The sequence below is a fragment of the Paenibacillus glycanilyticus NBRC 16618 genome (assembly GCF_004000805.1).
GTDB classification, from domain to species: Bacteria; Bacillota; Bacilli; order Paenibacillales; family Paenibacillaceae; genus Pristimantibacillus; species Pristimantibacillus glycanilyticus.
On sequence record NZ_BILY01000025.1, the window covers coordinates 47,720 to 72,026 of the forward strand.

Sequence of the window (24,307 nt, forward strand, 5' to 3'; positions counted from 1 at the left end):
GCCTCCTCAAAATAGGTACTTATATATTTAAAGTTTAACCGTAACGATACGATCTTCCAGAGTCACGCGTCCCTCCGCAATGGACTGCACAACCCGGGGCAGCAATTGCTGCTCGGCTGCGTGAATCCGCTCGCCTAGCGTGTCCTCCGTGTCGCCGCTTTGCACTTCAACAACGCTTTGCGCGATAATCGGCCCGCTGTCCATTCCCCCGTCCACATAATGAACGGTAATGCCCGTCACCTTCACGCCGTATTCCAGCGCTTGTCCAATCCCGTTTACGCCTGGGAAAGAAGGCAGCAAAGCCGGATGGATATTAATCATTCTGCCGTAATAAGGCTCAACGAGCACGGAAGTAATAATGCGCATATAACCCGCAAGGACAACCAGCTCGATGCCTCGGCGCTGAAGCTCCTCCAAAATTTCGGTTTCGTATGCTTCGCGGGAAGGGTATTCCTTCGGCACAAAGAGGAAGGTATCAATCCCGGCCATGCGAGCCCGCTCCACAACCGGAGCAGCAGGCTTATCACAAACAAGAAGCTCGATGGTTGCATCGAGCCTTCCTTGCCGCACCGCATCGGCCAGGGCTTGGAAGTTCGTTCCTTGCCCTGACGCGAAGACGGCTATTCGGAGTGTTCCCATTAAACGTCCGCTCCCGTGAACGTAACTACGCGGCTGCCTTCCGTTACAGTTCCGATTCGGTATGCTTTTTCGCCAAGCTCAGTCGCCACTTGAAGGGCTTTCTCCGCTTGATCTGCTGGAACCACTACGACTAACCCGATGCCCATATTAAAGGTTGTGAACATATCGCGGTTGGTGATTGCGCCTTTGTCCTGCATAAGCTGGAAGACAGGCAGAATCGGCCACGAACCGTATTCGATATTGACGTTTACGCCTTCCGGAAGAACGCGCGGGATATTCTCGATAAAGCCGCCGCCCGTAATGTGCGCCATGCCTTTTACATTTACTTGCTCGATCAGCTTCAAAGCCGATTTCACGTAGATGCGGGTAGGCTCGATCAACACATCGCCAAGAACCTCATCGTTCAGTTCAGGCAGACGTTGGTCCAGCGCGTAACCGCACTCTTCGAGAAGAAGACGGCGTACCAGCGAGTAGCCGTTGCTGTGGATGCCGCTCGATGCGAATCCGAGTACAACGTCGCCTGGAGCGATTGTCGTGCCGTCGATAATTTTCTTCTTATCCACTACGCCAACCGTAAAGCCGGCAATATCATACTCGTCGCCTTGGTACATGCCAGGCATTTCGGCTGTTTCGCCGCCAATCAGGGCACAGCCTGCTTGCACGCAGCCGTCGGAGATGCCTTTGACTACCGCTTCGATTTTTTCCGGAACGACTTTACCGCATGCCAGATAATCGAGGAAGAAGAGAGGCTCGGCGCCTTGTACGATAATATCGTTTACGCACATCGCAACTGCGTCAACGCCAATCGTGTCATGTTTATCCATCAAGAACGCCAGCTTCAGCTTCGTGCCGACGCCGTCCGTCCCCGATACGAGTACAGGCTCCTCGTATTTGTCCTTGTTAAGGCCGAACAATCCGCCAAAGCCGCCGAGATCCGTCAGTACCTCCGGGCGGAACGTTTTCTTAACATGCTTCTTCATCCGTTCGACTGCTTCATTGCCGGCCGCAATATCGACACCGGCTTTTTTGTACGCTTCTGACACACCAGTCAACCCCTTTTTATACTATTAACAGCTGCAGCTCTTATCCGACTCTTCGTTTACCGGCGTTGGATAATCGTTATCGAAGCAAGCGAGGCACATGCCGCGGTTGTACGCGCCGTCATTGCCGCCTACCGAATCGATAAAGCCTTCTTGACTAAGGAAAGATAAAGAGTCCGCATTGATCATTTCGCACATTTCCTGCACCGTTCTCGAAGAAGCAACCAGCTCCTTGCGGTCCGGCGTATCGATACCGTAGTAGCAAGGGTTCTTGAATGGCGGCGATGTAATCCGCACATGCACTTCCGTCGCGCCAGCTTCGCGAAGCATGTTCACGATCCGGCGGGAAGTCGTGCCGCGTACGATCGAGTCGTCGATCATAACGACGCGTTTGCCTTCCACGACTTTGCGCACGGCGGACAGCTTCATCTTAACGCCCTGCTCGCGAAGCTCCTGAGAAGGCTGAATAAAAGTACGGCCCGTGTATTTGTTCTTGATTAATCCAAGCTCGTATGGAATACCCGTTTGCTCGGCATAACCGATTGCCGCCGAAATACTCGAATCCGGTACGCCGGTTACGATATCCGCATCCACGAAGGACTCCATCGCAAGCTGTTTACCCATCCGCTTACGCGCGGAGTGGATGTTGATAGTATTAATATCGCTGTCCGGACGGGCAAAATAGATGTACTCCATTGCGCAGGTTGCCCGGCGTTCCACTTCCGCGTAACGGTCCTCGCGCATGCCGTCAGCATCAAGGTACAAGAGCTCGCCAGGCTGCACGTCGCGGACGTACTCGGCACCGATCGATTCGAATGCGCAGGATTCGGAAGAGAAGACGTATCCGTCACCCAATTTGCCCATTACGAGCGGACGAAGACCGTTAGGGTCGGAAGCTACCAGCAGCTTGTCATTGGTCATGATCAGGAACGCAAAGCCCCCGATAATGCGCTGCAGGGCATCCTTTGCCGCTTCCTCGAAGCTCTTAGGAGAACGAGCGATCAAGTGGGCAATAACTTCGGTATCGCTGGAAGTCTGGAAGATCGAGCCTTGGCTCTCGAGCTCTTTGCGGATCTCAGGCGCATTAACGATGTTGCCGTTTGTTGCGACTGCCAGATCTCCGTCCCGATAACGGAAAATAAGCGGCTGCGCATTCGCCAGCTTGCTCTCGCCAGCGGTCGAATAACGAACGTGGCCGATAGCGCGGTTGCCGGGAAGCGACTCAATCCGCTCTTTATCGAATACTTCCTTCACAAGTCCCATGCCGCGGTGGTAGGCAAAACGGCTGCCGTTCTCCGTATCCACAGCGCAGATTCCCGCGCTCTCTTCGCCGCGGTGCTGCAGGGCGTGAAGGCCGTAATAGCTGAGGGAGGACGCGTTCGGGACGTTAAAGACCCCGAACACGCCGCACTCCTCGCGCAGTTTATCAAAAATATCGTCACGGCCAATGCCTTCGTTATAATGATTTCCCGTCCACAGCTTCAGCTGTTTTATTTCATCAGACATGGAATCGCATCCTTCCAGACCTTCTCCAGTTGTTGTACCGGTGCGTTTACGCCGGATTTGCCGTTTACGTTGATGGTCAGGCTGCTGCCTTTGACAGTGCCGATTGCCGCATTCACTACGCCTTGCTCGTTCAGATGCGCTTGCAATGCCGCTGCTTTCTCAGGCGTTGCCGAAAGCAGAATACGGGATTGCGATTCGCTGAACAATAGGTGATCCGGACGAAGATCCGTTGCAACGTTTACTTCTGCGCCAATGCCGCCGCTAATTGCGGATTCAGCAAGCGCGACTGCCAGACCGCCTTCGGACAGGTCATGCGCCGAAGCTACCAGACCGCCTTGGATCGCTGTCAGAATAGCGTTCAGCGTTGTCTTCTCCGTTGCCAGATCGATTTGCGGCGGACGTCCTGCCGCCGAGCCGTTCAGAGCGTAGAGCAGCTCGCTGCCGCCAAGCTCCGCTTTCGTCTCGCCGACGAGGATAATAACGTCGCCTTCTTTTTTGAAGCCTTGAGTCGTGATGTGATCCACATCATGCACGAGACCAACCATGCCGATTACCGGAGTAGGATAGATCGCGCCTTTTGCGTTCTCGTTGTACAAGCTGACGTTGCCGCCGATTACCGGCGTATCAAGCACGCGGCAAGCTTCGGACATGCCGTCTGCAGCTTTCTCGATCTGCCAGAATACTTCCGGCTTCTCCGGGCTGCCGAAGTTCAGGTTGTCCGTAATCGCAAGCGGTTCTGCGCCGGAGCACACGATGTTGCGGGCAGCTTCCGCTACGGCAATCTGGCCGCCTACTTCAGGATCAAGATATACGTAACGTCCGTTGCAGTCCGTCGTCATCGCAAGACCTTTGCGGGTGCCGCGAATCGTAACCACTGCCGCGTCGGAGCCTGGTTGAACGGCCGTCGACGTACGAACCATGTAGTCATATTGGTTATATACCCACTCTTTGCTTGCCACAGTCGGCGAAGCGAGTACTTTTTCAAGAGCACCGTTAAGGTCGGTAATTTCTTCGAAAGCAGCTGCATCCACGCTTGCGTTCTCGCGGTAGTAAGCAGGCTCGGAAGATGGCTTGTTGTATACCGGGCACTCGTCAACGAGAGCTTTAACCGGCATGTCGGCAACTTGCTCGCCTTGGTGGAACAGGCGGAGACGGCCATCGTCGGTAACTTTTCCGACTTTCTTGCAGATAACGCCCCAACGGTCGAAAATTTCTTGCGCTTGCGCTTCATGCTGAGGCTCAACAACAAACAGCATGCGTTCTTGCGATTCCGACAGCATCATTTCGTAAGGCGTCATGCCTGTTTCGCGCTGCGGAACTTCATCCAGGTACAATTCCAGGCCGTTCCCGGCTTTGGAAGCCATCTCTGCGCTCGAGCAAGTGAGGCCCGCTGCGCCCATATCTTGAATACCGAGTACGATGCCGGAGTTGATCAGCTCAAGCGTAGACTCCATAACGAGCTTCTCCATGAACGGATCGCCGACTTGCACCGCGGTACGTTTTTCTTCGGATTCTTCGGACAGCTCAACCGATGCGAATGTTGCACCATGGATGCCGTCGCGGCCCGTTGCCGGACCAACGTAGAATACCGGGTTGCCAACGCCTTTTGCCACGCCGCGCTGGATTTTGTCATGATCGATAAGACCTACGCACATCGCGTTAACGAGCGGGTTGCCTTCGTAGCTCTCGTCGAACATCACTTCGCCTGCAACGGTAGGAATACCGATACAGTTGCCGTAGCCGGCGATGCCGCTTACGACGTTCTCGAACAAGTATTTCACGCGGTCATTTTCCAGCTTGCCGAAACGAAGCGAGTTCAGCAGAGCTACCGGACGAGCGCCCATGGAGAAAATGTCGCGGATAATGCCGCCTACACCCGTTGCAGCGCCTTGGTAAGGCTCAACCGCGGACGGATGGTTATGCGATTCGATTTTGAATACAACCGCTTGGTTGTCGCCGATATCCACGATACCCGCGCCTTCGCCCGGTCCCATCAGGACACGAGGGCCTGTAATCGGGAATTTCTTCAGGATAGGCTTGGAGTTCTTGTACGCGCAATGCTCGGACCACATAACGCTGAATACGCCGATTTCCGTATAGTTAGGTGTACGGCCGAGGAAGCCGCAGATAAGCTCAAATTCGTAATCCGATACACCGAATTGTTGATAGATCTTTTGCTCGACGATTTGTTCAGGCGTCGGTTCCTTAGCCGTTAATTGCTGCGCCATGTTGTTCCCTCCATGCATTCAAAATCGATGTAAACATCCGTTTGCCGTCTTCCGAGCCGAGGATTTGGTCAACCGCGCGCTCCGGGTGAGGCATCATGCCCACGACATTGCCCTTCTTGTTGCTGATGCCCGCAATGTTCTCTACCGAACCGTTCGGGTTCGTGTCGCCTGCGTAACGGAATACGATCTGGTTGTTCGCTTTCAGCTCAGCCAGCGTTGCATCATCGCAATAGTAATTGCCTTCGCCATGCGCAATCGGAATATCGATAATCTCGCCCTGCGAGTATTGGTTCGTAAATGCTGTTCCGTTGTTTACCACTTCAAGCAGCTGCTGCTGACAACGGAATTTAAGACCTGTGTTGCGAATCAGTGCGCCTGGCAGAAGGTTAGCTTCGGTCAGGATTTGGAAACCGTTACAGATGCCAAGGATAAACTTGCCTTGCTCTGCTGCTTTTACAACTTCATTCATGACCGGAGCAAAACTAGCCATTGCGCCGCAGCGCAGGTAGTCGCCGTAGGAGAAGCCGCCCGGTACAAGAATCGCGTCGTAACCGGAAAGGTCAGTCGCCGTATGCCATACGTAATCAACCTCTTGGCCGATTGTATCTTCTACCGCTTTGAAGCAGTCAATGTCACAGTTGGAGCCGGGGAATACGAGAACCGCAAACTTCATCGATTATCCCTCCAATTCAAAACGGAAATCTTCGACTACCGTGTTTGCCAGCAGCTTTTCGCACATGACTTTCACGCGTGCTTCCGCTTCCGCGCGGTCGTTCGTGTCGAGCTGAAGCTCCAGGTATTTACCGATGCGGACTTTATCAACTTCCGCGAAGCCCATCGTGTGCAGCGAGCCTTGAACGGCTTGACCTTGCGGGTCGAGTACATTTTCTTTAATCGTGACGTAGACTTTTGCTTTCATAGTAGGGCCTCCTGAAAATGGTTTTTCCGGTCGTGAGGTGGGACGTGCTGGCAGCCATTAGTTCGCTCGGTCGCAAGGGTATCTCTCTACATCGCTGTTGAAATCGGAAAATTTGATTAGAACCGCTCAGCGGTTATTTTCCGAATTTCAAAGGCGAGCGCTATCGCTCTCCGATAGATACCCTTGCTCCCTTACTCCCGGCAGCCGGACTTCCAACACCCTCCCGGGTAGTCGTGTGAGCAGCATTGGGCGTTAGCGCACTATCGTGCTCAACGCCATAAAAACATAAGAACGTACATCGATATATCAATAAACTAACTAATAAATATATTAATTAACTAATATACAGATAAATAATTTCGATCTATACCAGCGAACGGCCGGTTAAACGGCTGTAGATGTCGAGGTAACGATTGGTTGTTTCGTTTACGACGGATTCGGGAAGAGGAGCCGGTTTGCTGTCTCGATCCCAATCGGAGCCGAGAAGGTAAGTACGGACCGGTTCTTTGTCCATGCTGTCGATCTCGATATCGTAAGCGTAGTTGCTCTCCGCCCAGAAACGCGAGGAATCCGGGGTAAAGATCTCGTCGATCAGAATGACTTTGCCGTCGATCAGCCCGAATTCGAATTTGCAGTCGGCAAGGATAATGCCATGCTTCGCGCAATATTCGTGAGCGAATTCGTACAGCTTGATGCTGCGGTCGCGAAGCTCTTCAGCGAGCTCAGCGCCAACCATCTCCTGCATCCGCTCGAACGGAATGTCCTCGTCGTGGCCAACGTCGTTTTTCGCTGCCGGCGTAAAGATCGGCTGAGGGAAGCGTTCGTTTTTGCGCATGCCTTCCGGAAGCTCGATGCCGTTGATCGCGGACGTTTGCTGGTATTGTCTCCAGCCGCCGCCGGTGATATAGCCGCGAACGACGCATTCAATGTCGATACGCTCGGCTTTTTTCGTCACCATGATCCGGTCCTTCAGAAGCTCGGGCGCCGTAACGATGTCCCCAAGCTTTTCGACGTCCGTGTGTACGACATGGTTCGTTTGAATATCGGCCGTTTGCTCGAACCAGAAAGCCGACAGGCGGTTCAGCACATTGCCCTTTTGCGGAACAGCCGGATCCAATACATAGTCGAATGCCGAGATGCGGTCTGTCACGACGATCAGGTAATGCTCGCCAAGATCGTAAAGCTCACGAACCTTGCCTTTATACAGCAGCGGAGCTTTGATGTAGTCCGCCGCCGTGGATAAAGCTTGCGATTGTGCAGTCATTCCTCGAATCCCCCTTGCCCTTTAGTTCAAGCCAAGACGCGTAAAGATGGTATTCACATGCTTTAAGTGCCAAGCCGGATTGAAAGCATCTTCGATCTCTTCAGCCGACAGAAGGCTTGTGATCTCAGGTGTCGACTCGATGATGTCGCGGAATTGGCGCTGCTCTTCCCACGCCTGCATCGCGCGCGGCTGTACCGTGTCGTAAGCTTGCTCGCGGCTGAGGCCTTTGTCGATCAGCTTTGTCATGACGCGGCCGGAGAACGGAACGCCAAATGTGCGCTGCATGTTTTTCTTCATATTTTCAGGGAACACGGTCAGGTTCTGAATGATGTTGCCCAGACGATTCAGCATGTAGTTCAGAAGCATCGTTGCATCCGGCAAAATAACGCGTTCCGCAGACGAGTGGCTGATGTCGCGCTCATGCCAGAGCGGTACGTTCTCGTAAGCGGTCAGCATGTGGCCGCGGATTACGCGGGACAGGCCGGAGATGTTCTCGCAGCCGATCGGGTTGCGTTTGTGAGGCATTGCGGACGAGCCTTTTTGGCCTTTTGCGAAAGCTTCTTCCACTTCACGGAATTCGCTCTTCTGCAAAGCGCGGATTTCCGTAGCGAATTTATCAAGCGATGTTGCAACAAGCGCCAGTGTCGCCATGTATTCAGCGTGACGGTCACGCTGCAGCGTTTGCGTCGAGATTGGAGCCGGGCTAATGCCGAGCTTTTTGCAAACAAACTCTTCAACGAACGGATCGATGTTCGCGTAAGTACCGACAGCACCGGAAATTTTACCGAATTGAACGCCGTTTGCCGCATGCTCGAAGCGCTCGAGGTTGCGTTTCATTTCTTCATGCCACAGCGCCATTTTCAGGCCAAACGTTGTTGGCTCGGCGTGCACGCCATGCGTACGGCCCATCATAGGCGTATCTTTGTATTGGATCGCTTTCTCGCGAAGGATCGAGATGAAACGCTCGATGTCTTTTTTGAGAATCGCATTTGCTTGAAGAAGCAGGTAGCCGTTTGCCGTATCGACAACGTCAGTCGAAGTCAGGCCGTAGTGAACCCATTTGCGTTCCGGACCAACCGTCTCGGATACCGCGCGAGTGAACGCGATTACGTCATGGCGGGTTTCTTGCTCGATTTCGTAAATGCGGTCGATATTGAAAGTAGCCGCTTTGCGAAGCGCTTCTACGTCTTCTGCCGGAATAACGCCAAGCTCAACCCAAGCCTCGCAGGAGCAAAGCTCAACCTCAAGCCATGCCTGGAATTTATTCTGCTCCGTCCAAATTGCTCTCATTTCCGGTCTGCTGTAACGCTCTAACATGTACCGTTCACACCTTCCAAATAGTTGTCTCTTCTATCCAATCAAGCGCCTGCTGCACATCGCCGGCAAGCACGTTTACATGGCCCATTTTCCGTTTGAATACGGCGTCCTTCTTGCCATACAGATGAACCTTCGGAGCAACGTTTAATCTTGCCGCCTCTTCATCATGCTTCGCCATCCGCGCAAGCAGCGGCTCTACATGCTGACCAAGGACGTTCACCATAACAACCGGCGTAAGCAGCTCCGTATCGCCCAGCGGCAAATTGCATACCGCGCGAACATGCTGTTCGAACTGCGAGGTCCGGCAAGCTTCCATCGTATAGTGGCCGCTGTTATGAGGGCGCGGTGCCAGCTCGTTAACGAACAGCTCGCCATCGGCCGTCAGGAACAGCTCTACGGCAATCAGGCCAACTACGCCAAGCCCTTCCGCGATCTTGACCGCCAGCTTCTCCGCTTCCTTCTGAACGCTCTCCGCAATGCGTGCCGGAACGATCGACAGATGCAAAATATTCTCGACATGAATATTTTCCGCAGCGGGGAACGCTTTTATCTCGCCTTGAGGACTTCTTGCCGCAATAACGGATAATTCTTTGTCAAACTTAATGAATTGCTCCAGCACTAGCTCTACGCCGGCACGGCTTAACGTCTCGTACGCTTCTTCGATCTCGTCAAAGCTCCGAATCACCCATTGCCCTTTGCCGTCATAACCGCCCATTGCCGTCTTCAGCACGCATGGAAGTCCAAACTTTTCAGCTGCGGCTCGCAGCTCTTCGCTGCTCCGGATTTCGCTGTACGGGGCAACCCGTACGCCCGCCGCTTCGATCGCACGCTTCTCGCGAAGCCGGTGCTGCGTCGTATAGAGCAGCTCGCTGCCCTGCGGCACGTACGATTCCGACATGAGCATCGCCGCCACATCGGCATCGACATTCTCGAACTCGTACGTAATGACATCCGCCCGGCGAGCCAACTCGCGGGCCGCTTCGCGGTCGTTGTAAGCAGCGACGATCTGGTCCGCTACTTGTCCGCAAGGCGCATCGGCTGTCGGGTCAAGCGCTACGAAGCGGTAACCCATCGCGCTGCCTGCGAGCGCCATCATCCGGCCAAGCTGTCCGCCGCCCAGCACGCCAATGGTGCTGCCCGGCATAAGCGTTCGCTTGTTATCTTCCGTCATCATAATGTCTCACTGCTTTCCAGCACTTCCTGCTTGATCCGCTCGCGCCGCGCTTCCACCCGGGCTTGTACTTCAGGATCGAAAGCACCGAGCATTTGAGCGGCCAGCAGTCCGGCGTTTGTACCGCCGGCATTGCCGATGGCTACCGTCGCAACCGGAATGCCGCCCGGCATTTGCACGATCGACAGGAGCGAATCAAGACCGCTCAGATTCGAGGATTTGACTGGCACGCCGATTACCGGCAGAATCGTCTTCGCAGCAACCATGCCCGGCAAATGCGCGGCACCGCCGGCACCCGCGATGATTACTTTAAGGCCGCGTTCTGCAGCCGTCTCCGCATATTCGAACATTAAATCCGGTGTCCGGTGAGCGGAAACAACCTTTTTCTCGTAAGGAATTTGCAGCTCTTCTAACACGTCGCAGGCAAGTTTCATTGTATCCCAATCCGACTTGCTGCCCATGATGACGCCTACTTTCGCAGACATGCGTTCAAACCTTCCTTCATCTATAAATTGTGTATATCCCGCGAAACGTAAAAATCCCGCGCCGCAACCATACTTTCTATGGATGCTGCCGGGACCCGAGCAGATGGCAACAATTGTTGTCTTTACTTCAATTACAAAAGTTTCGCAATGCAAAGACAGCATAAGGCTGCCCTGTTAAAGGGGCAACCTGTCTATTTGTTCCATCAACTCGTAGTCCGAAAAATATGGTTTTCGGGTAGATACTTTCGGGCCTTTTTCCCGAGGATATACGAGATCTTTCAACCTATTTACGGAGCATTCGAGAAATGTTCCGCCTTAACCTATTTCAGTTTATCCAATCCCCCTATGTCTGTCAATGAAAAGCGTATAAAATACGAACATTAAAATAAATGAGTTCAAATAAAGTTCGTTTTTGTCTTAAATTGCAAGGAATTCGCTTTCCTTTTTCTGCCGTTATCAATTTATTTGGCATGGTTTTAAGTTAGGGGAGCTGCCGAATAGAATAGTAGGAGAAGAATCCGAATCATTAAAGGAGGCGAGAGGCGATGTTGATCCATACCGTCAAAGGGCGGGACACCGTACAGAGTCTGGCGCTGCAGTATAGCCTGTCCCAGGAAGCTGTCCTTGCCGCCAATGGCATGCAGGCAACCGAGCCTCTCGCCGCCGGGCAAGCGCTCATTATCCCCCTCGAGGCTGACAGCCATCAGGTCATACCGGGAGAAACCTTATGGACGATCTCGCAAAAATACGGCATCACTCTGCAGGAGCTGGCCAGAGTTAACCATATTACTAATCCCGCCCTTATTCTTCCCGGCATGCGGCTCCGCATTCCGAGTCCGCGCAAGATGGCGATCGAAGCGAACGGCTATGCCGAGCCTGCTGTCTCGACTTCGGGCATCACCGCCAGTGCGGCTGCTGCAGCCAGACATTTAACCTTCCTTAGTCCTTTCAGTTATCAGGTTAGGCCGGACGGCTCGCTAAGCGCCTTAAATGATTTGCCGGCTATTCAGGAAGCTTACCGCGGACGGGCTGCGCCCATGATGGTGATTACGAATTTTGACGGCTATGCGTTCAGCCCAAGTCTGGTCCATTTCATTCTAACGAACGAAGCCGTGAAGGAACGGCTGATCCAAGGGATCATATACGTCATGCGGATGAATAAGTATTGGGCTCTTAACGTAGATTTTGCTTTTATTCCGGCGGCCGACCGCAAGCTGTATCATCAGTTCCTGGAACGGCTTGCCGGCTCTCTTCATGCCATCGGATGCCTTGTTTCCTCGACCCTGCCGCCGGTTAGTTCACCCGATCAGGACGGACAGCTCTTCGAAGGGCAGGATTACGCCGAGCAAGGCCGGATTCTCGATTTCGTTATTCTTATGACTTACGAATGGGGATGGGCGGGCGGACCGCCAATGGCGGTTGCTCCAAAGAATGAAGTAGCCAAAGTGTTGAACTATGCGATATCTCTGATTCCGTCCACCAAAATTATGCTTGGGATGCCGCTTTACGGCTATGACTGGACACTTCCTTATATCCCGGGTCAGGATTGGGCGATGTCCGTCAGTTCGGGCAATGCGGTGCGAAGAGCTGCCAGGTATGGCGCTGCTATTCATTACGATCCAATCGCCGAATCGCCGTATTACGGTTACAGGGATGAGTACGGGCGCGACCATCAGGTCTGGTACGAGGATGCGAGGAGCGTGCAGGCGAAGCTTGATCTGGTCAAATGCTATCATCTGCGAGGGGTGAGCACCTGGGTGCTTGATGTTCCGTTCCCTGCCTTCTGGCAGGTGCTGGAGCATAACTTTCATGTTTATAAGCCTGTGAGGTAAAGTGTGAACAAACTGCCCTAATACGTCCGGACCCGCCCGTTCTAGATATCCCTTAACGATGTCGCACATCGTTAAGACCATCAGATGGCGGCTTTTCCAGAGCCTTAACGATGCGGCGCATCGTTAAGAATCGGAAAAGCAGCCGGTTTTATCTTTTTTTCTTCTTTTATAGACATCTTAACGATGCCGCACATCGTTAAGATGATCAAAATACCGAAGATCGGAAGCCTTAACGATACCGCGTATCGTTAAGGCTTCCGCGATCATACAAAAACAAACGGCCGTGCAGAAATGAATCTGCACGGCCGCCTTTTATATTCACCTATTGGTTAAATCCAAGCGCAGCTTGGCGTTTAACCAACTCTTATTTCGATTGGGTCGCGGCAAGCTGAGCTTTCGCTTGACCTTCGGAAGATGCGTTTACTACGGTAGCCGGCTCTTCATGCAGTTTTACTTTGCGGATGAAGAAGGCCAGCACGAGTGCCGCAACGGCGAACCAAGTTGCCACAACGAACGAGTGGTTGATACCCGTAATCGTCGCTTCTTGGATTACATGAGCCATTGCCGCTTTATCGTTAGGATCAATACCTTGCGTTGCAACCATATGCTTCGTTTCCGAAGCCGCTTTGTTCGTCATCAGCGTAACGAGGAACGCCGTACCCAAAGCGCCCGCTACGTTACGCAGCGTTTGCGACATCGCCGAGCCGTGGGCGTTCAAGCGCTGCGGCAGCTGGTTCATGCCTGCCGTCTGGATCGGCATCATCAGCATGGACATACCGAACATGCGCAAAGTGTACATTGTGATCAGGTAACCGTAAGTCGTATGATCCGTCAGCTGGCTGAATTCATAAGACGAGTAAACGGTAATAATAAGACCGGTAACCGCCAGCCAGCGAGCACCAACTTTATCGAAGATCATACCGGTGATTGGCGACATAATACCCATCAGAATTGCGCCCGGCAGCAGGAGCAGACCGGATTTAAGCGGCGTGAAGCCCATAATATTTTGCAAATAAATCGGAAGCAAGATCATACCCGAGAACATGGCCATTGTAATAATGACGTTGATGACGGTAGTCAGGGAATACATGCCGAACTTAAAGACGCGCATTTCGAGGATTGGCTTCTTAACAACAAGTTGGTACCATACAAAACCAATCAAGGCAACAACGCCAACGATCAAGCTTGTGTACACGGTAGCGTTGTTCCAGCCGTCCGTGCCTGCGTCACTAAAGCCGTACAGCAGGCCGCCAAAGCCCAGAGTGGACAAAATAACGGCGAAAATATCGAGCTTCGATTTCGCAGTCTGCGTAACGTTCTTCATCGATATAGCGCCGTAAATCAAGCCGAACAGCGACAGCGGCAATACGATGTAGAACAAAACGCGCCAGTCGTAATGTTCAACAACCCAACCCGACAGCGTTGGGCCAACGGCAGGCGCGAAGATCATCGCGATCCCCATCATACCCATTGCCTTACCGCGTTGTTCAATCGGGAAAATCGTCAGGAAGATGATGGACATCAGCGGCATCAGAATACCTGCGCCCGCTGCCTGAATAATACGTCCTGTAAGCAGGGTCTCAAAGTTCGGCGCCAAGGCGCTGACGACGGTACCTGCGGTAAATAAACTTGTTGCAACTACGAATAATGACCTTGTTGAAAACCGGCTGATCAAATAAGCACTAATTGGAATAAGGACGCCATTAACAAGCAAATAACCGGTGGACAGCCATTGTACCGTATTCGCGCTGACCTGCAGGTCAGCCATGATACTCGGAAGCGCAACGTTAAGGAGCGTCTGGCTCAATAGCGCTACGAAGGCTGCGATAAGCACCGATGCGACGATCGGGCCTCTTTTTAATGCCGCTACAGCATTACTCATAAGGTCTTTCTCTCCTTTTTCTATGTTTCTGTGATTCAAGCTGAAATGCTATTTGTTATCCATATTCGCAAGCAGCTGGGTAAAAATTCTCCTCAGATGCTGAATATCTTCTTCCGGCAATACATTGAAAAAGGAGGAAAATGTCTCTTTCTGCGACTCGAGTATGTCGTCAACCACATCCTTGCCCTTAGCCGTTAACTCAATGTATACAACCCTGCGGTCGTCATTTGCCCTCTCGCGGCTGATCAAATCTTCCGCCACCAGCTTATCGGCAATACCCGTAATAGCACCGGAGGTCAGTCCGAGAATATCGGCAAGTTCGGAAACCTTGAGGGAGCCCGATGTATGGAGGGTAAACAACAGCTTGAACTGGGTATAGTTCATGCCCGTCATTGTTTTCCGGCTCCATTCGTTGTTTACGTTTTTCAGGAACGTCTTGAATTGTCCCATGAAACCAATCAGCTCTTCATTGGCATTCGTCATTGCCTCTCCCCTTTCCCACCGATTGCATGAATCGATAATCCATTAGCATTTAATATTTTAATACTAAATAAATTATTTACAAAGCATTTACTACTATATATCTTTTTTGTGAATCAGTCAATTCGTCCATGCAAATTATTTTCCCAGCTTGCCTTCATCCATATTGGCCGTCAGCTTCGAGAAAATTCTTCTCAAATGCTGAAGATCTTCTTCCGGAAGTCCGTTGAAAAAGGAAGAAAATAGTTCCTCGTGACATTCCATCACCTGGTTAACGAGCTTATCGCCTGCCGAAGTCAAAGCAATAATGACCACTCTCCGGTCATCGGCTGTTCGTTCGCGGCTGATCAAGCCTTCCGCCAGCATCTTGTCGGCTATACCCGTAATGGCGCCGGGCGTCAATCCAAGCAAATCGGCAAGCTCCGATACTTTCAGGGGACCGGATGAATGAAGCGTGTATAACAGCTTGAACTGCGTTGTGTTCATGCCGGCCATCGTCTTCTTGCTCCAGTCGTTCGCGACATTTTTCAGGAACAATCGGAACTGGCCGATAAGATTAATTAACTCTTCGCTGGCATTTGTCATTCCCCTCACTCCTTTCGGACCAGTCAGTACACGGCGCAAAGCAATTTTATTAACTCTAAATATTTTAACACTAAATTAATTATAAATAAAGTAATCACAACTAAAAAATTTGTTGCAACTCGTCCACTATTATTTTCCCCGATTGGACAACAAAAAAAGCGCCCTTGCGGGCGCCTTGTTTCGCTTAAGATTAAGATTAAGATTCAAGCCAGGTTGTTTTTTCTGCTGCCGGCGTGCGCTTTGGTTCCGGCGGAGTCATATCCGGATACCCCATATACACCAGCGCTACGATTTTCTCGTTCTCAGCCAGACCAAACGTATCGTTCATAAGCGGATGATACATCGGGTCGCCGGAACGCCAGATCGCTCCCAGTCCGTTCGCGTGCGCGGCAAGCAGCAAATTCTGCACCGCCGTATGCGAAGCAGCAATTTCCTCCACCAATGTAGCCCGCGGATCAGCGGACGGCGAGCAGACAACCGCAATAACTACCGGCGAGCGGTACGCTTTAACACGCTCCTTGCGGAGACGTTCTTCCAGCTCGGGGCTTTCCCCTGCCCCAAGCGTTGCAAGCGCGACGCGTGCATAACCTTCGCCAAGCTTGGCCCGACCGTCACCGGTCATGACGATAAATCTCCAAGGCTGCGTGTTATGATGGCTTGGCGCCCAGGTAGCCGCCTCCAGCACCTTCTCAATCAGATTTCGATCAACCGGATCTTGCTTGACGCGCCCAATGGAACGTCTCGTTCGGATCGCTTCTTCAATATGCATCGTTTCTCCCCCAATCTTTTATTTAAAATAGTTGACGTACTCGCCGTACCCTTCCTTCTCCAAATCCGCTGCCGGGATAAATCGGAGCGAAGCGGAGTTAATGCAGTAGCGGAGTCCGTTAGGTCCCGGACCGTCGTCGAATACATGGCCCAGATGGGAATCTCCTTCTTTGCTGCGCACCTCGGTGCGGACCATGAAGTGGCTGGTATCGAGTACCTCGGTAATCGCCGCTTCCTTCACAGGTTTCGTAAAGCTAGGCCAGCCGCAACCGGAATCGTATTTCTCGCGGGATGTGAAGAGCGGCTCGCCCGAGACGATATCGACATACAAGCCCTCTTCCTTGTGATCCCAAAATTCGCCCGTGAAAGGACGCTCCGTCGCATTGTTCTGCGTAACTTCGTACTGGAGCGGAGTAAGGCGGGAGCGAAGCTGGCCTTCATCCTTCTTAACCGTCCAATGCTTATTAATGAAGGCATCTCGTCCGGAGCCTTTGCGGTACATTTTATAACGGAACGGATTCGTCCGATGATAACCTTGATGATAGTCCTCCGCCGGGTAGAATTCCTTCGCCGGCTCAATGGCTGTAACAATCGGCTTGTCGAATCTGCCGCTTGCTGCCAAAGCCGCCTTGGAAGCCTCCGCCTTCTGGCGCTGCTCTTCATTATAATAGAAGATAGCCGTCCGGTAGGATTCCCCGCGGTCATGAAATTGGCCGCCCGCGTCGGTCGGATCAATCTGATGCCAGAACACATCCAGCAACTTCTCATAGGAATAAATCGCAGGATCAAAAGTAATATGGATAACTTCCGCATGCCCGGTTGTTTCGGAACACACTTCTTCGTACGTTGGATTTGCTTTATGGCCTCCGGAATAACCCGATACAACGGACAAAATACCCGGTGTTTCTTCAAACGGCGATACCATGCACCAGAAGCATCCTCCGGCAAACATGGCTTGTTCTACAGCTGTGGTCATGTTTCGATTACCTCCTTCAAGCGTAATTGTTATTATTATACCTTATCCTTCAATTCCCACAAAATGATTGGCTCTTTCCCTAACAATCTTTGTTACAATGTAGTGACAGCCTTAACCTTGGGCATCGTTCGTTCGTCTAACATGATAGACTAGCTTAAATGCTGTTTTTGCAGTCCGTTCACTTCCTTATTAACGGAAAACGAGGTGAACGCCCATGAGCAATACCGCTTTAGAAACAAATGCTTCTTATGAAACGAAATCGCGCAAGGCTACGAAGCAGCGTGCTTTCGTCATCTTTGTATGTGTATGGGTTATTCTGATTGCCGCCGGCATTACCGGTGCCAAGCTGTACAGCGAGCATGTCCAGAAGCAGATTGCTGCTGACGTGGAACGCCAGACATCCGCGCAAATTGCCGAGATGCAAAAGCAATACGATGACCGGATTGCCAAAGTGGAAACCGGCTATAAAGAAGAGCTGTCGCAATTGGAATCCAAGGTAGAAGCCCTTAACGAGCTGCTTACCTTCACGAAGGATAATGCTGATGTCAAAACCGATAACAGCAATAAGCTTTACACGCAATTAAACGAAGTGAAAAAGAAGCTGAACGAACTGCAAAAAAATCTGGAAGTGCTCAAATGACGTTATCCATCCGAGCACTGAACCGAACGATGCTGCTGGCCTGCACACCGTTTGTCGCGATGTTGTTATGGCTTATGGTCACGAATATTTCCATCGTCCTACCGGACAGCATTTTCCCGGAGGCCGGCACTCGGCAAGAGACTGCCGCAGACCATACGAAATCTGTCGCCAGCGGACTCGATCAGGCCCGTCAGACCGCCGCGGCGACAAGCGCCTCCATTAAAAAGCAGCTAAAGCTGTATAACCAGACAAACGCCGATATGAAACAGATCGTCAATACGGCAACCGCCCAGGCTAACCGCCCGTTAGTCATTTACGACAGAATCATTACCGGACGGCTAGGTTCCCCTTCAGGAACGATCAGCTCGGACAAGCTGACCGCGCAGTTATACTACATAAAGGCCGACAACTTCCAAAGCTATGCGATGAAGATTAAGCTCAAGTCAGGCGACGCGATGAAAATGGTGCTCGGCAACGATAAGGTAGGCGGTGCCGAGACCACGCTGGCTGCCGTACAACGTTACGGCGCCGTAGCCGGGGTCAATGCGGGCGGCTTTGCTGATGGCGGGGGCAAGCGGTATCCGCTAAGCACAACCATTTTGAACGGCGACTATGTAGAGGGCTTCGAACCAACCCGGGCCGACCTGTTCTTCGTTGGTCTTAACGCCAGCAACAAGCTGGTTGGCGGTAAATTCACAAGCAAGCAGCAGCTTGATCATCTTAACGTCAAATTTGGCGCGTCGTTTGTACCCGTGCTTCTGAAGAACGGGAGTCCGACGGCGATACCAAGCAAGTGGCAAAGCAGTCCAACGCGTGCGCCTCGCACCGTTATTGCCAACTACAAGGATGGACAGCTGCTGATCATCGTAGCGGATGGCCGCAACGAAGGCGGCAGCTCCGGCGCGACGCTGGCCGAAATGCAGATTCTGCTGCAGCGGTTTGGCGCCGTAGACGGCTACAACCTGGACGGCGGCGGCTCCTCGTCGCTGATCTGGAACGGACGCGTTATTAACAAGCCTTCCGACGGACAGCTTAGAAAGCTTCCTACGCACTTTTTATTTTTTAAATAATCAGCCGCAATGTAGTAAAACAACTCATAAAAATAGCGTTGCAGGGATTATCCCTGCAACGCTATTTTTTGTTTTTGATTCGGCACAGAGCGGTAGAGGGTTGCTCTATCGCTCCGATTTGCCGGATTCAGGCAACAAAAAAAGCAGCGCCGGTCCAGCGCTGCTTTCTGTTTCTTCTATTATAATACTATTCAGTTCCCATGATCACGTAGCGGCCAACGATAAGGATGGCCAGAATCCACATGAGCCAGTGAACTTTGTATTTGCCTTTGTTCGATACGTTAGCGACTGTCGCCAGAACAACGTACGATACGATACCAAACGAGATACCGTTAGCGATGCTGTACGTGAACGGCATAAGCGCCAGCGTCAGGAACGAAGGAATCGCGTATACCATATCGGAGAAGTCGATTTCTTTCACTGATTGAAGCATCAATACGCCAACGATGATCAACGCCGCGTTAGTAGCAGCCGCAGGAACCAGCGCCACAACCGGCGACAGGAAGATCGCAAGCAGGAAGCAGACGCCCGTAGTAATCGAAGTCAGACCCGTACGACCGCCTTGCGCAACGCCGGCGGAGCTTTCCACGAAAGCCGTTACCGTGCTTGTGCCAAGCAATGCACCGCCGCTTACGGCTACGGCGTCAACGAACATCGCTTTACCGACGCGTTTTTTGCCTTCAACCGGATCTTTCATAAAGCCTGCGCGGTTCGCCGTACCAACCAGCGTTCCGAATGTATCAAACAATTCAACGAATGTGAACGTCAGGACGACCGTTACGATACCAACTTCGAATACGCCAGGGAAGTCGAAGTGACCAATGTTCATGGTCGAGAAATCAGGCACCCAAGTTTGATTCGTAAAGGTCTTCTTGAAATCAACTTGCCCAAGGATGATCGAAAGCACGGTAGTGCCAAGGATACCCCACAGGATTGCGCCCGGTACGCGCATAACCATCAGGATCCCGATAATGAACAGGGCAACGACGGTCATGATAACCGTTTCGTTTGCGAAGCTGCCGATATGGATAACCGTTTCCGAACCGGAAACATCCGTATAGGCATTTGCTTTAATATCGCCAAAGGCTGTTACGGCAACCGTCATCAGGCCGCTGCCTTTCAAGCCTACAATGGTAATAAACAAACCGATACCAACCGTAATCGCATGCTTCAAGCTGTCCGGTACAGCCGTAATGAGCATTTGACGAATTTGCGTCAGCGTCAGGATGATAAAGATAATACCCGAGATAAATACCGCTGTCAGACCCATGGCAACCGAGATCGGCTTATCTGTAGCCTGCGAAGCAATAACGGTTGAAGCGAAGTAAGCGTTAAGGCCCATGCCAGGCGCCAAAGCGACCGGGAAGTTAACGAACAAGCCCATTGCAATCGTGAAAATGCCTGCCGCAATTGCCGTAGCCAGGAATACTGCCGTCCAGTCGAGACCCGTAGGCGTCAGGATGATCGGATTGACCGCCAGGATGTAAGCCATCGTCATAAAGGTAGTCAGACCCGCCATAATTTCCGTTCTGAAGTTTGTACCATGTTCCTTGAACTTAAAGAACCGTTCCATTTTCCCATTAACCCCCCAAAAATGTGTACAAGCAACAAAGCCTAGGAACAGATGCGCAAAATACGCATTTATCTCCTAGGCTTTGCAAAAAGGGGAAAAGTATACCGCGGACCGAATCATTGTCATTTTATTACTATCATAACGGAATGACAATGCGCGGCAACTCTTCCACTGTTTCGTAGCCTGATCATTTACGGTGATCGAGTAGAGACTCTCAAGCCAATTCTTGAGATTATACGAAAAGTTATTATTAAATTCGTTGTTATCCGTAAATTAATATAATAAGGAACCTGCAGCTTGTCAATGAATTTTTACGAACGTTCGTCTTGTTTCGAAAAGCTAACATTCGTCTTTTACCGAAAAACTGGTAGTCCATTCGTCCCGGTTCTGGTATAAAGTTACATCCATGAGCGATTGTTGGGGTGTAATGGTCGTTTGTGAGGACAAAAAAAGCCGCAGTTATGCGGCTTTAGTATAATCGTTTAAGCTTCGAAAAAGGTCGGCAGGTACTTCTTGTTCGCTTCCAGCATTTCGCCAAGCAAAGCTTTCGCGACGGAGACGCTTGGCACCAGGGGATGATGCACCATGGCCTGAAGCGCAACCCCGCGGTCTCCCGTCACCGCGGCTTCGATGGTAAGCGACTCGTAGGTTTTTACCGCATGAAGAAGCCCCTTGATCTGCTCGGGAACCCGCTGCAGCGGCAATGGAATCGGACCTTGCGCCGTCACCACGCAGTTCACCTCAATGCTCGCATCCTCAGGCAGGAAGCCGATAATGCCGCCGTTACGCACGTTTAACGTCTGAATGTCTTTGCGGTCCGTGTAAAGGGAAAACATCAGATTGACCGCCGCCTCGGAATAAAAGGCTCCGCCCCGCTTCTCCAGCTGCTTCGGCTTTTCCTTCAGGTTCACATCCTTGTACAGCTCGAACAGCTCTTCCTCCACCCGGCTGACCACATCGGCGCGCGTGCCGTTCTTCTCAAACGATTCCTTCATCTCGGCGTACATCGTATCGGTCATGTAGAAGTAACGCAGATAATAGGTTGGAAGCGCGCCAAGCGAGCGCAGAAACTCCGGATCCCAGTCGAAGGCGGTGACGTTCGTGGCGGAGTAATCTTTGCCTCCCCCGATCATCTCCTGCAGCTTGTCTTCGCCGTTCACGTAGGCCGACGTAATCCAGTGCAGATGGTTGATGCCCACAAACTCCGGCAGCACTTCGCTCTCCGGGACGCCGTATTGCTTGGCGAGATATTTCTGGAAGTTGATCGGCGAGTTGCATAGCCCAACCGTCTTCACCTTGCTGTGCTTCAGCACCGCTTCCGTCACAATACCCGCGGGATTCGTAAAGTTCAGCATCCAGGCATTTGGCGCAAGCTCCTCGATATCCCGGCAAATATCCAATATAACCGGCACCGTACGAAGCGCCTTCAGCATCCCGCCCGGACCCGTCGTCTCCTGGCCTATTACGCCAAGCTTGATCGGAATATGCTCATCCCGGCGTCTTGCTTCCAGAAGGCCGACGCGCATCTGCGTTGTGACAAAGTCCGCTCCGGCGATCGCTTCTCGGCGGTTCAAGGTTAAGCGCACATCCATTGGCACACCTGCCTGCTCAACCATCCGCTGCGCCAGCTTCCCGACAATCTCCAGCTTATGGCGTCCCTCTTCAATATCAACAAGCCACAGCTCGCGTATCGGCATCTCGTCATACCTTTTGATAAAACCCTCTACCAGTTCCGGCGTATACGAAGAGCCTCCTCCTATCACGGCAACCTTTAATCCTTGTTTGGTTATAGTCATGGACATTATCTCCTTAAAAAGAATGATCGCTCAATCTTTAAAACGTAATCCGGCGCAGCGCCGCGTCCGTCTCCGCCGAAATCGCGATGCCGCTGCTGTCCATCGCGCTCATTAACGCGCCAATGACCGGATCGATCGTGAGCTTTACGATGTTTGCATGGGGGGCGGCGGCGGCAACCGATGCTTTGATCGCATCAACCATATGCGGGGAGCTGCCTTTCGCGAGCACGCTTCCCGTTAGGACAACGTCGAAGCTGTCCTGCTCCATGCCAAGCCTTCGAATCAAGGCATTGACGGCATTCCCATGTTCGTATCCGGCCTCTTCTAGGATCCGGATGGCCACCTTGTCGCCTAACGAAGCCGCTTCAAACATCGTTTGCGAAAGCGACTTCGCTGGACGAACTCCGTTATCGAGCGCATCGTCGTACATCTCCCGGACGGAGGAATAGCCCATCTGACGGGGCACCAGCTCCGTCAGAATGGATGGGAGCTCACGCCCCTCCCAGCTTCGCACCGCCGAGCGAAAAGCATGAATCGCCAGATCCGTGCCGGAACCTTGGCCGTCTCCGAACAAATAACCGAACCCGCCGTACTGCAGCTCTTCGCCCTTGGCATTACGAGCCGCGGCGTTAAAGCCCGTGCCGCTGATAATGACCGCGCCGTAGGATTGATGCGTACCCGCGCGCATGCCGATCATCGTATCGCAAGCAATGTCGTGGCGGGGGAAATTCAGAGAAGCGATCATCGGACGAAGAATCGCGTAATCCGGTTCGCGGTCCGCTCCGGCAAGGCCGAAATAGGCGAAGTCTATTTCTTCTTTGGCTGCTCCTGCCTGCCGAAGCGCTTCCGCGCAAGCCCGGTCAATCTCGGTTCTTGCCGCTTCAAAGGCCGTCTGGTGATTGCCGTTGCCGCCGCTCCCCCTGCCAAGCACGCGGCCGTTCTCATCCGCAAGCAAAGCATGCGTCTTGCTTCCGCCCGCATCAATTCCAAGAAACAACATCCTAGCCACGCTCCTTACCGCTTTATAAAAGATATATATTGAGAATAAAAGAAAAGAACATCGCTCCTCTACTGATAAAGAACGATGTTCTGATACGATCTTACTGTTTTATGAGATTAGTGATGGGGCCGAAGCTCCGACGGCAGCTTCCCGATATGCTGCTTGAACAGCCTGTTGAAATTGGATAAATTGCGAAATCCCGTAGATTCCGCGACTTCGATAATTTTCTTGTCCGAGGACTCCAGCAGAGTAACCGCCGCGGACAGCCTTAACTGAATCAAATAGTCCATCGGCGATGTGCCAACCGTCTGTACAAACAAGGCGCTGAAGCGAGACGGACTAAGATGCGCGGCAGCGGCCAGTTCTTTTAACGTCCAAGGATAAGCAATGTCAGCTTCTACGGTATTCAATACTAAGCGCACCGTATCCATTCCCCGAATATGGGACGAACGGCGCTCCCGCTCCTTCGCGAAGTAACGGTTGACGAACGCCATAAACTGCACCAGCTGCGACCGGATTACCGCTTCGTAATGCGGCTCCCGGCAGGCGAACTCGCTGCGCATCTCCTCTATCGCCGCACCTAGCCGAGGCAGCATCGGATGACCCCGGTCGAGCAGGTTATCGAACCGCTTTCCGATCTCCCGGAAGGGAACGAGAAGCTCCGTATCATAACGCTGCTCCAAGGCAAAATACGCCGGATCAAACATAATGATCGTCATGACCAGCGCTTCGTTCTCGAAGGCGCGGTGCAGATCATTCGAGTTGATAAGAAGAATATCCCCTTCCCGGAAGTCATGCCTCGTACCGTTAATCAGATAGTAGCCGCTTCCCCGGTTGATATAGTTAATCTCCAGAGCCGTATGCCAATGCAGCCGCTGAAACAGCGGGCTGACGCCTTCCGACTGCGAGATGACGATCGGAAAAGCCGGCGGCAGCTCAATCAAATCGCGGGAGACGGTAGGAATCGGCTTCATGGCAGGACCTCCTGGGAGAGTAGTTAATAGTAGTATATTTTACATTCAACTAACATAACAACTCCCTCGCCTAACACCCCCTTGATGTTAGACTTGTACACTTGATCATGCCCCTACTTCCTCTTGGGCAACACATTTGCAGACTGGTGGTGTACTAACGTT

At 52.2% G+C, this 24,307-nt stretch carries 22 protein-coding genes and 2 riboswitches; of the genes, 3 read left to right on the top strand and 19 right to left on the bottom strand.

Annotation, left to right across the window (positions count from 1 at the left end; all coding sequences use genetic code 11):
• Window positions 1–27: 27 nt before the first annotated feature.
• The 10 genes from purN to purE all read right to left on the bottom strand — a co-directional run bounded on the left by purN (window position 28) and on the right by purE (window position 10,569).
• The gene (purN, locus tag PGL01S_RS19410) at window positions 28–639 is read right to left on the bottom strand and encodes a phosphoribosylglycinamide formyltransferase (protein WP_127496238.1); all 612 of its coding nucleotides are present in this window, start codon (window positions 637–639) and stop codon (window positions 28–30) included.
• On the bottom strand, window positions 639–1,682 hold the full coding sequence (gene purM, locus PGL01S_RS19415) for a phosphoribosylformylglycinamidine cyclo-ligase (protein WP_127496239.1): 1,044 nt from the start codon (window positions 1,680–1,682) through the stop codon (window positions 639–641). Before purM ends, purN begins: the two co-directional genes overlap by 1 nt.
• Window positions 1,683–1,706: 24 nt before the next feature.
• Entirely contained in the window at window positions 1,707–3,185 is a 1,479-nt protein-coding gene (gene purF / locus PGL01S_RS19420) for an amidophosphoribosyltransferase (protein WP_116394140.1), read from the bottom strand.
• Entirely contained in the window at window positions 3,170–5,413 is a 2,244-nt protein-coding gene (gene purL, locus PGL01S_RS19425) for a phosphoribosylformylglycinamidine synthase subunit PurL (RefSeq protein ID WP_127496240.1), read from the bottom strand. The genes purF and purL overlap by 16 nt, the downstream gene beginning before the upstream one ends.
• Window positions 5,391–6,086: a phosphoribosylformylglycinamidine synthase subunit PurQ gene (gene purQ, locus PGL01S_RS19430; RefSeq protein WP_116394138.1), complete on the bottom strand. Its 696-nt coding sequence runs from the start codon at window positions 6,084–6,086 to the stop codon at window positions 5,391–5,393. Before purQ ends, purL begins: the two co-directional genes overlap by 23 nt.
• 3 nt (window positions 6,087–6,089) lie before the next feature.
• A complete protein-coding gene (purS, locus tag PGL01S_RS19435; RefSeq protein ID WP_015842490.1) occupies window positions 6,090–6,332 on the bottom strand; it encodes a phosphoribosylformylglycinamidine synthase subunit PurS in 243 nt (80 codons plus the stop codon).
• A 364-nt stretch (window positions 6,333–6,696) separates the two neighbouring features.
• Window positions 6,697–7,596 (bottom strand): phosphoribosylaminoimidazolesuccinocarboxamide synthase, encoded by a 900-nt coding sequence (locus PGL01S_RS19440; protein ID WP_127496241.1) that lies wholly within the window; start codon window positions 7,594–7,596, stop codon window positions 6,697–6,699.
• A gap of 21 nt (window positions 7,597–7,617) precedes the next feature.
• Complete coding sequence (gene purB, locus PGL01S_RS19445; protein ID WP_116394136.1) at window positions 7,618–8,913, bottom strand: adenylosuccinate lyase; 1,296 nt, start codon at window positions 8,911–8,913, stop codon at window positions 7,618–7,620.
• 7 nt (window positions 8,914–8,920) lie between these two features.
• The gene (purK, locus tag PGL01S_RS19450; protein WP_127496242.1) at window positions 8,921–10,087 is read right to left on the bottom strand and encodes a 5-(carboxyamino)imidazole ribonucleotide synthase; all 1,167 of its coding nucleotides are present in this window, start codon (window positions 10,085–10,087) and stop codon (window positions 8,921–8,923) included.
• Complete coding sequence (gene purE, locus PGL01S_RS19455) at window positions 10,084–10,569, bottom strand: 5-(carboxyamino)imidazole ribonucleotide mutase (RefSeq protein WP_015842486.1); 486 nt, start codon at window positions 10,567–10,569, stop codon at window positions 10,084–10,086. The genes purK and purE overlap by 4 nt, the downstream gene beginning before the upstream one ends.
• 191 nt (window positions 10,570–10,760) lie before the next feature.
• Window positions 10,761–10,861: riboswitch (purine riboswitch) on the bottom strand.
• A gap of 253 nt (window positions 10,862–11,114) precedes the next feature.
• Here purE and PGL01S_RS19460 point away from each other — a divergent pair.
• The gene (locus PGL01S_RS19460; RefSeq protein ID WP_127496243.1) at window positions 11,115–12,401 is read left to right on the top strand and encodes a LysM peptidoglycan-binding domain-containing protein; all 1,287 of its coding nucleotides are present in this window, start codon (window positions 11,115–11,117) and stop codon (window positions 12,399–12,401) included.
• Between the two features lie 364 nt (window positions 12,402–12,765).
• Here PGL01S_RS19460 and PGL01S_RS19465 read toward each other — a convergent pair whose 3' ends face one another.
• The 5 genes from PGL01S_RS19465 to msrB form a co-directional block, all read right to left on the bottom strand.
• The gene (locus PGL01S_RS19465) at window positions 12,766–14,283 is read right to left on the bottom strand and encodes a DHA2 family efflux MFS transporter permease subunit (RefSeq protein ID WP_127496244.1); all 1,518 of its coding nucleotides are present in this window, start codon (window positions 14,281–14,283) and stop codon (window positions 12,766–12,768) included.
• A 48-nt stretch (window positions 14,284–14,331) separates the two neighbouring features.
• Window positions 14,332–14,766 carry a MarR family winged helix-turn-helix transcriptional regulator gene (locus PGL01S_RS19470; RefSeq protein ID WP_116394132.1) on the bottom strand — a complete coding sequence of 145 codons (435 nt, stop codon included), beginning with the start codon at window positions 14,764–14,766 and terminating at the stop codon, window positions 14,332–14,334.
• 135 nt (window positions 14,767–14,901) lie between these two features.
• Window positions 14,902–15,348: a MarR family winged helix-turn-helix transcriptional regulator gene (locus tag PGL01S_RS19475; protein ID WP_127496245.1), complete on the bottom strand. Its 447-nt coding sequence runs from the start codon at window positions 15,346–15,348 to the stop codon at window positions 14,902–14,904.
• 196 nt (window positions 15,349–15,544) lie between these two features.
• Window positions 15,545–16,117, bottom strand: a complete 573-nt coding sequence (locus PGL01S_RS19480) for a nitroreductase family protein (protein ID WP_127496246.1) — start codon at window positions 16,115–16,117, stop codon at window positions 15,545–15,547.
• A gap of 18 nt (window positions 16,118–16,135) precedes the next feature.
• Entirely contained in the window at window positions 16,136–17,092 is a 957-nt protein-coding gene (msrB, locus tag PGL01S_RS19485) for a peptide-methionine (R)-S-oxide reductase MsrB (protein WP_127496247.1), read from the bottom strand.
• A gap of 214 nt (window positions 17,093–17,306) precedes the next feature.
• Between msrB and PGL01S_RS19490 the strand changes: the two genes are divergently transcribed.
• Window positions 17,307–17,732: a hypothetical protein gene (locus tag PGL01S_RS19490; RefSeq protein WP_127496248.1), complete on the top strand. Its 426-nt coding sequence runs from the start codon at window positions 17,307–17,309 to the stop codon at window positions 17,730–17,732.
• Complete coding sequence (locus PGL01S_RS19495) at window positions 17,729–18,802, top strand: phosphodiester glycosidase family protein (protein WP_127496249.1); 1,074 nt, start codon at window positions 17,729–17,731, stop codon at window positions 18,800–18,802. Before PGL01S_RS19490 ends, PGL01S_RS19495 begins: the two co-directional genes overlap by 4 nt.
• Before the next feature lie 187 nt (window positions 18,803–18,989).
• On the opposite strand, the gene PGL01S_RS19500 is transcribed toward PGL01S_RS19495, so the two are convergent.
• The 4 genes from PGL01S_RS19500 to PGL01S_RS19515 all read right to left on the bottom strand — a co-directional run bounded on the left by PGL01S_RS19500 (window position 18,990) and on the right by PGL01S_RS19515 (window position 24,145).
• The gene (locus PGL01S_RS19500; protein ID WP_116394126.1) at window positions 18,990–20,375 is read right to left on the bottom strand and encodes an NCS2 family permease; all 1,386 of its coding nucleotides are present in this window, start codon (window positions 20,373–20,375) and stop codon (window positions 18,990–18,992) included.
• A 159-nt stretch (window positions 20,376–20,534) separates the two neighbouring features.
• Window positions 20,535–20,635: riboswitch (purine riboswitch) on the bottom strand.
• A gap of 222 nt (window positions 20,636–20,857) precedes the next feature.
• Window positions 20,858–22,171 (bottom strand): 6-phospho-beta-glucosidase, encoded by a 1,314-nt coding sequence (locus tag PGL01S_RS19505; RefSeq protein ID WP_127496250.1) that lies wholly within the window; start codon window positions 22,169–22,171, stop codon window positions 20,858–20,860.
• 37 nt (window positions 22,172–22,208) lie between these two features.
• On the bottom strand, window positions 22,209–23,171 hold the full coding sequence (locus PGL01S_RS19510; RefSeq protein WP_127496251.1) for an N-acetylglucosamine kinase: 963 nt from the start codon (window positions 23,169–23,171) through the stop codon (window positions 22,209–22,211).
• 116 nt (window positions 23,172–23,287) lie between these two features.
• Window positions 23,288–24,145 carry an AraC family transcriptional regulator gene (locus PGL01S_RS19515; RefSeq protein ID WP_127496252.1) on the bottom strand — a complete coding sequence of 286 codons (858 nt, stop codon included), beginning with the start codon at window positions 24,143–24,145 and terminating at the stop codon, window positions 23,288–23,290.
• Between the last annotated feature and the right edge of the window lie 162 nt (window positions 24,146–24,307).

Coding starts and splice junctions, on each gene's coding strand:
- purN (WP_127496238.1), bottom strand. CDS start 639: ATGGGAACACTCCGAATAGCCGTCTTCGCGTCAGGGCAAGGAACGAAC.
- purF (WP_116394140.1), bottom strand. CDS start 3,185: ATGTCTGATGAAATAAAACAGCTGAAGCTGTGGACGGGAAATCATTAT.
- purL (WP_127496240.1), bottom strand. CDS start 5,413: ATGGCGCAGCAATTAACGGCTAAGGAACCGACGCCTGAACAAATCGTC.
- purQ (WP_116394138.1), bottom strand. CDS start 6,086: ATGAAGTTTGCGGTTCTCGTATTCCCCGGCTCCAACTGTGACATTGAC.
- purS (WP_015842490.1), bottom strand. CDS start 6,332: ATGAAAGCAAAAGTCTACGTCACGATTAAAGAAAATGTACTCGACCCG.
- PGL01S_RS19440 (WP_127496241.1), bottom strand. CDS start 7,596: ATGACTGCACAATCGCAAGCTTTATCCACGGCGGCGGACTACATCAAA.
- purB (WP_116394136.1), bottom strand. CDS start 8,913: ATGTTAGAGCGTTACAGCAGACCGGAAATGAGAGCAATTTGGACGGAG.
- purK (WP_127496242.1), bottom strand. CDS start 10,087: ATGATGACGGAAGATAACAAGCGAACGCTTATGCCGGGCAGCACCATT.
- purE (WP_015842486.1), bottom strand. CDS start 10,569: ATGTCTGCGAAAGTAGGCGTCATCATGGGCAGCAAGTCGGATTGGGAT.
- PGL01S_RS19460 (WP_127496243.1), top strand. CDS start 11,115: ATGTTGATCCATACCGTCAAAGGGCGGGACACCGTACAGAGTCTGGCG.
- PGL01S_RS19465 (WP_127496244.1), bottom strand. CDS start 14,283: ATGAGTAATGCTGTAGCGGCATTAAAAAGAGGCCCGATCGTCGCATCG.
- PGL01S_RS19470 (WP_116394132.1), bottom strand. CDS start 14,766: ATGACGAATGCCAATGAAGAGCTGATTGGTTTCATGGGACAATTCAAG.
- PGL01S_RS19475 (WP_127496245.1), bottom strand. CDS start 15,348: ATGACAAATGCCAGCGAAGAGTTAATTAATCTTATCGGCCAGTTCCGA.
- PGL01S_RS19480 (WP_127496246.1), bottom strand. CDS start 16,117: ATGCATATTGAAGAAGCGATCCGAACGAGACGTTCCATTGGGCGCGTC.
- msrB (WP_127496247.1), bottom strand. CDS start 17,092: ATGACCACAGCTGTAGAACAAGCCATGTTTGCCGGAGGATGCTTCTGG.
- PGL01S_RS19490 (WP_127496248.1), top strand. CDS start 17,307: ATGAGCAATACCGCTTTAGAAACAAATGCTTCTTATGAAACGAAATCG.
- PGL01S_RS19495 (WP_127496249.1), top strand. CDS start 17,729: ATGACGTTATCCATCCGAGCACTGAACCGAACGATGCTGCTGGCCTGC.
- PGL01S_RS19500 (WP_116394126.1), bottom strand. CDS start 20,375: ATGGAACGGTTCTTTAAGTTCAAGGAACATGGTACAAACTTCAGAACG.
- PGL01S_RS19505 (WP_127496250.1), bottom strand. CDS start 22,171: ATGACTATAACCAAACAAGGATTAAAGGTTGCCGTGATAGGAGGAGGC.
- PGL01S_RS19510 (WP_127496251.1), bottom strand. CDS start 23,171: ATGTTGTTTCTTGGAATTGATGCGGGCGGAAGCAAGACGCATGCTTTG.
- PGL01S_RS19515 (WP_127496252.1), bottom strand. CDS start 24,145: ATGAAGCCGATTCCTACCGTCTCCCGCGATTTGATTGAGCTGCCGCCG.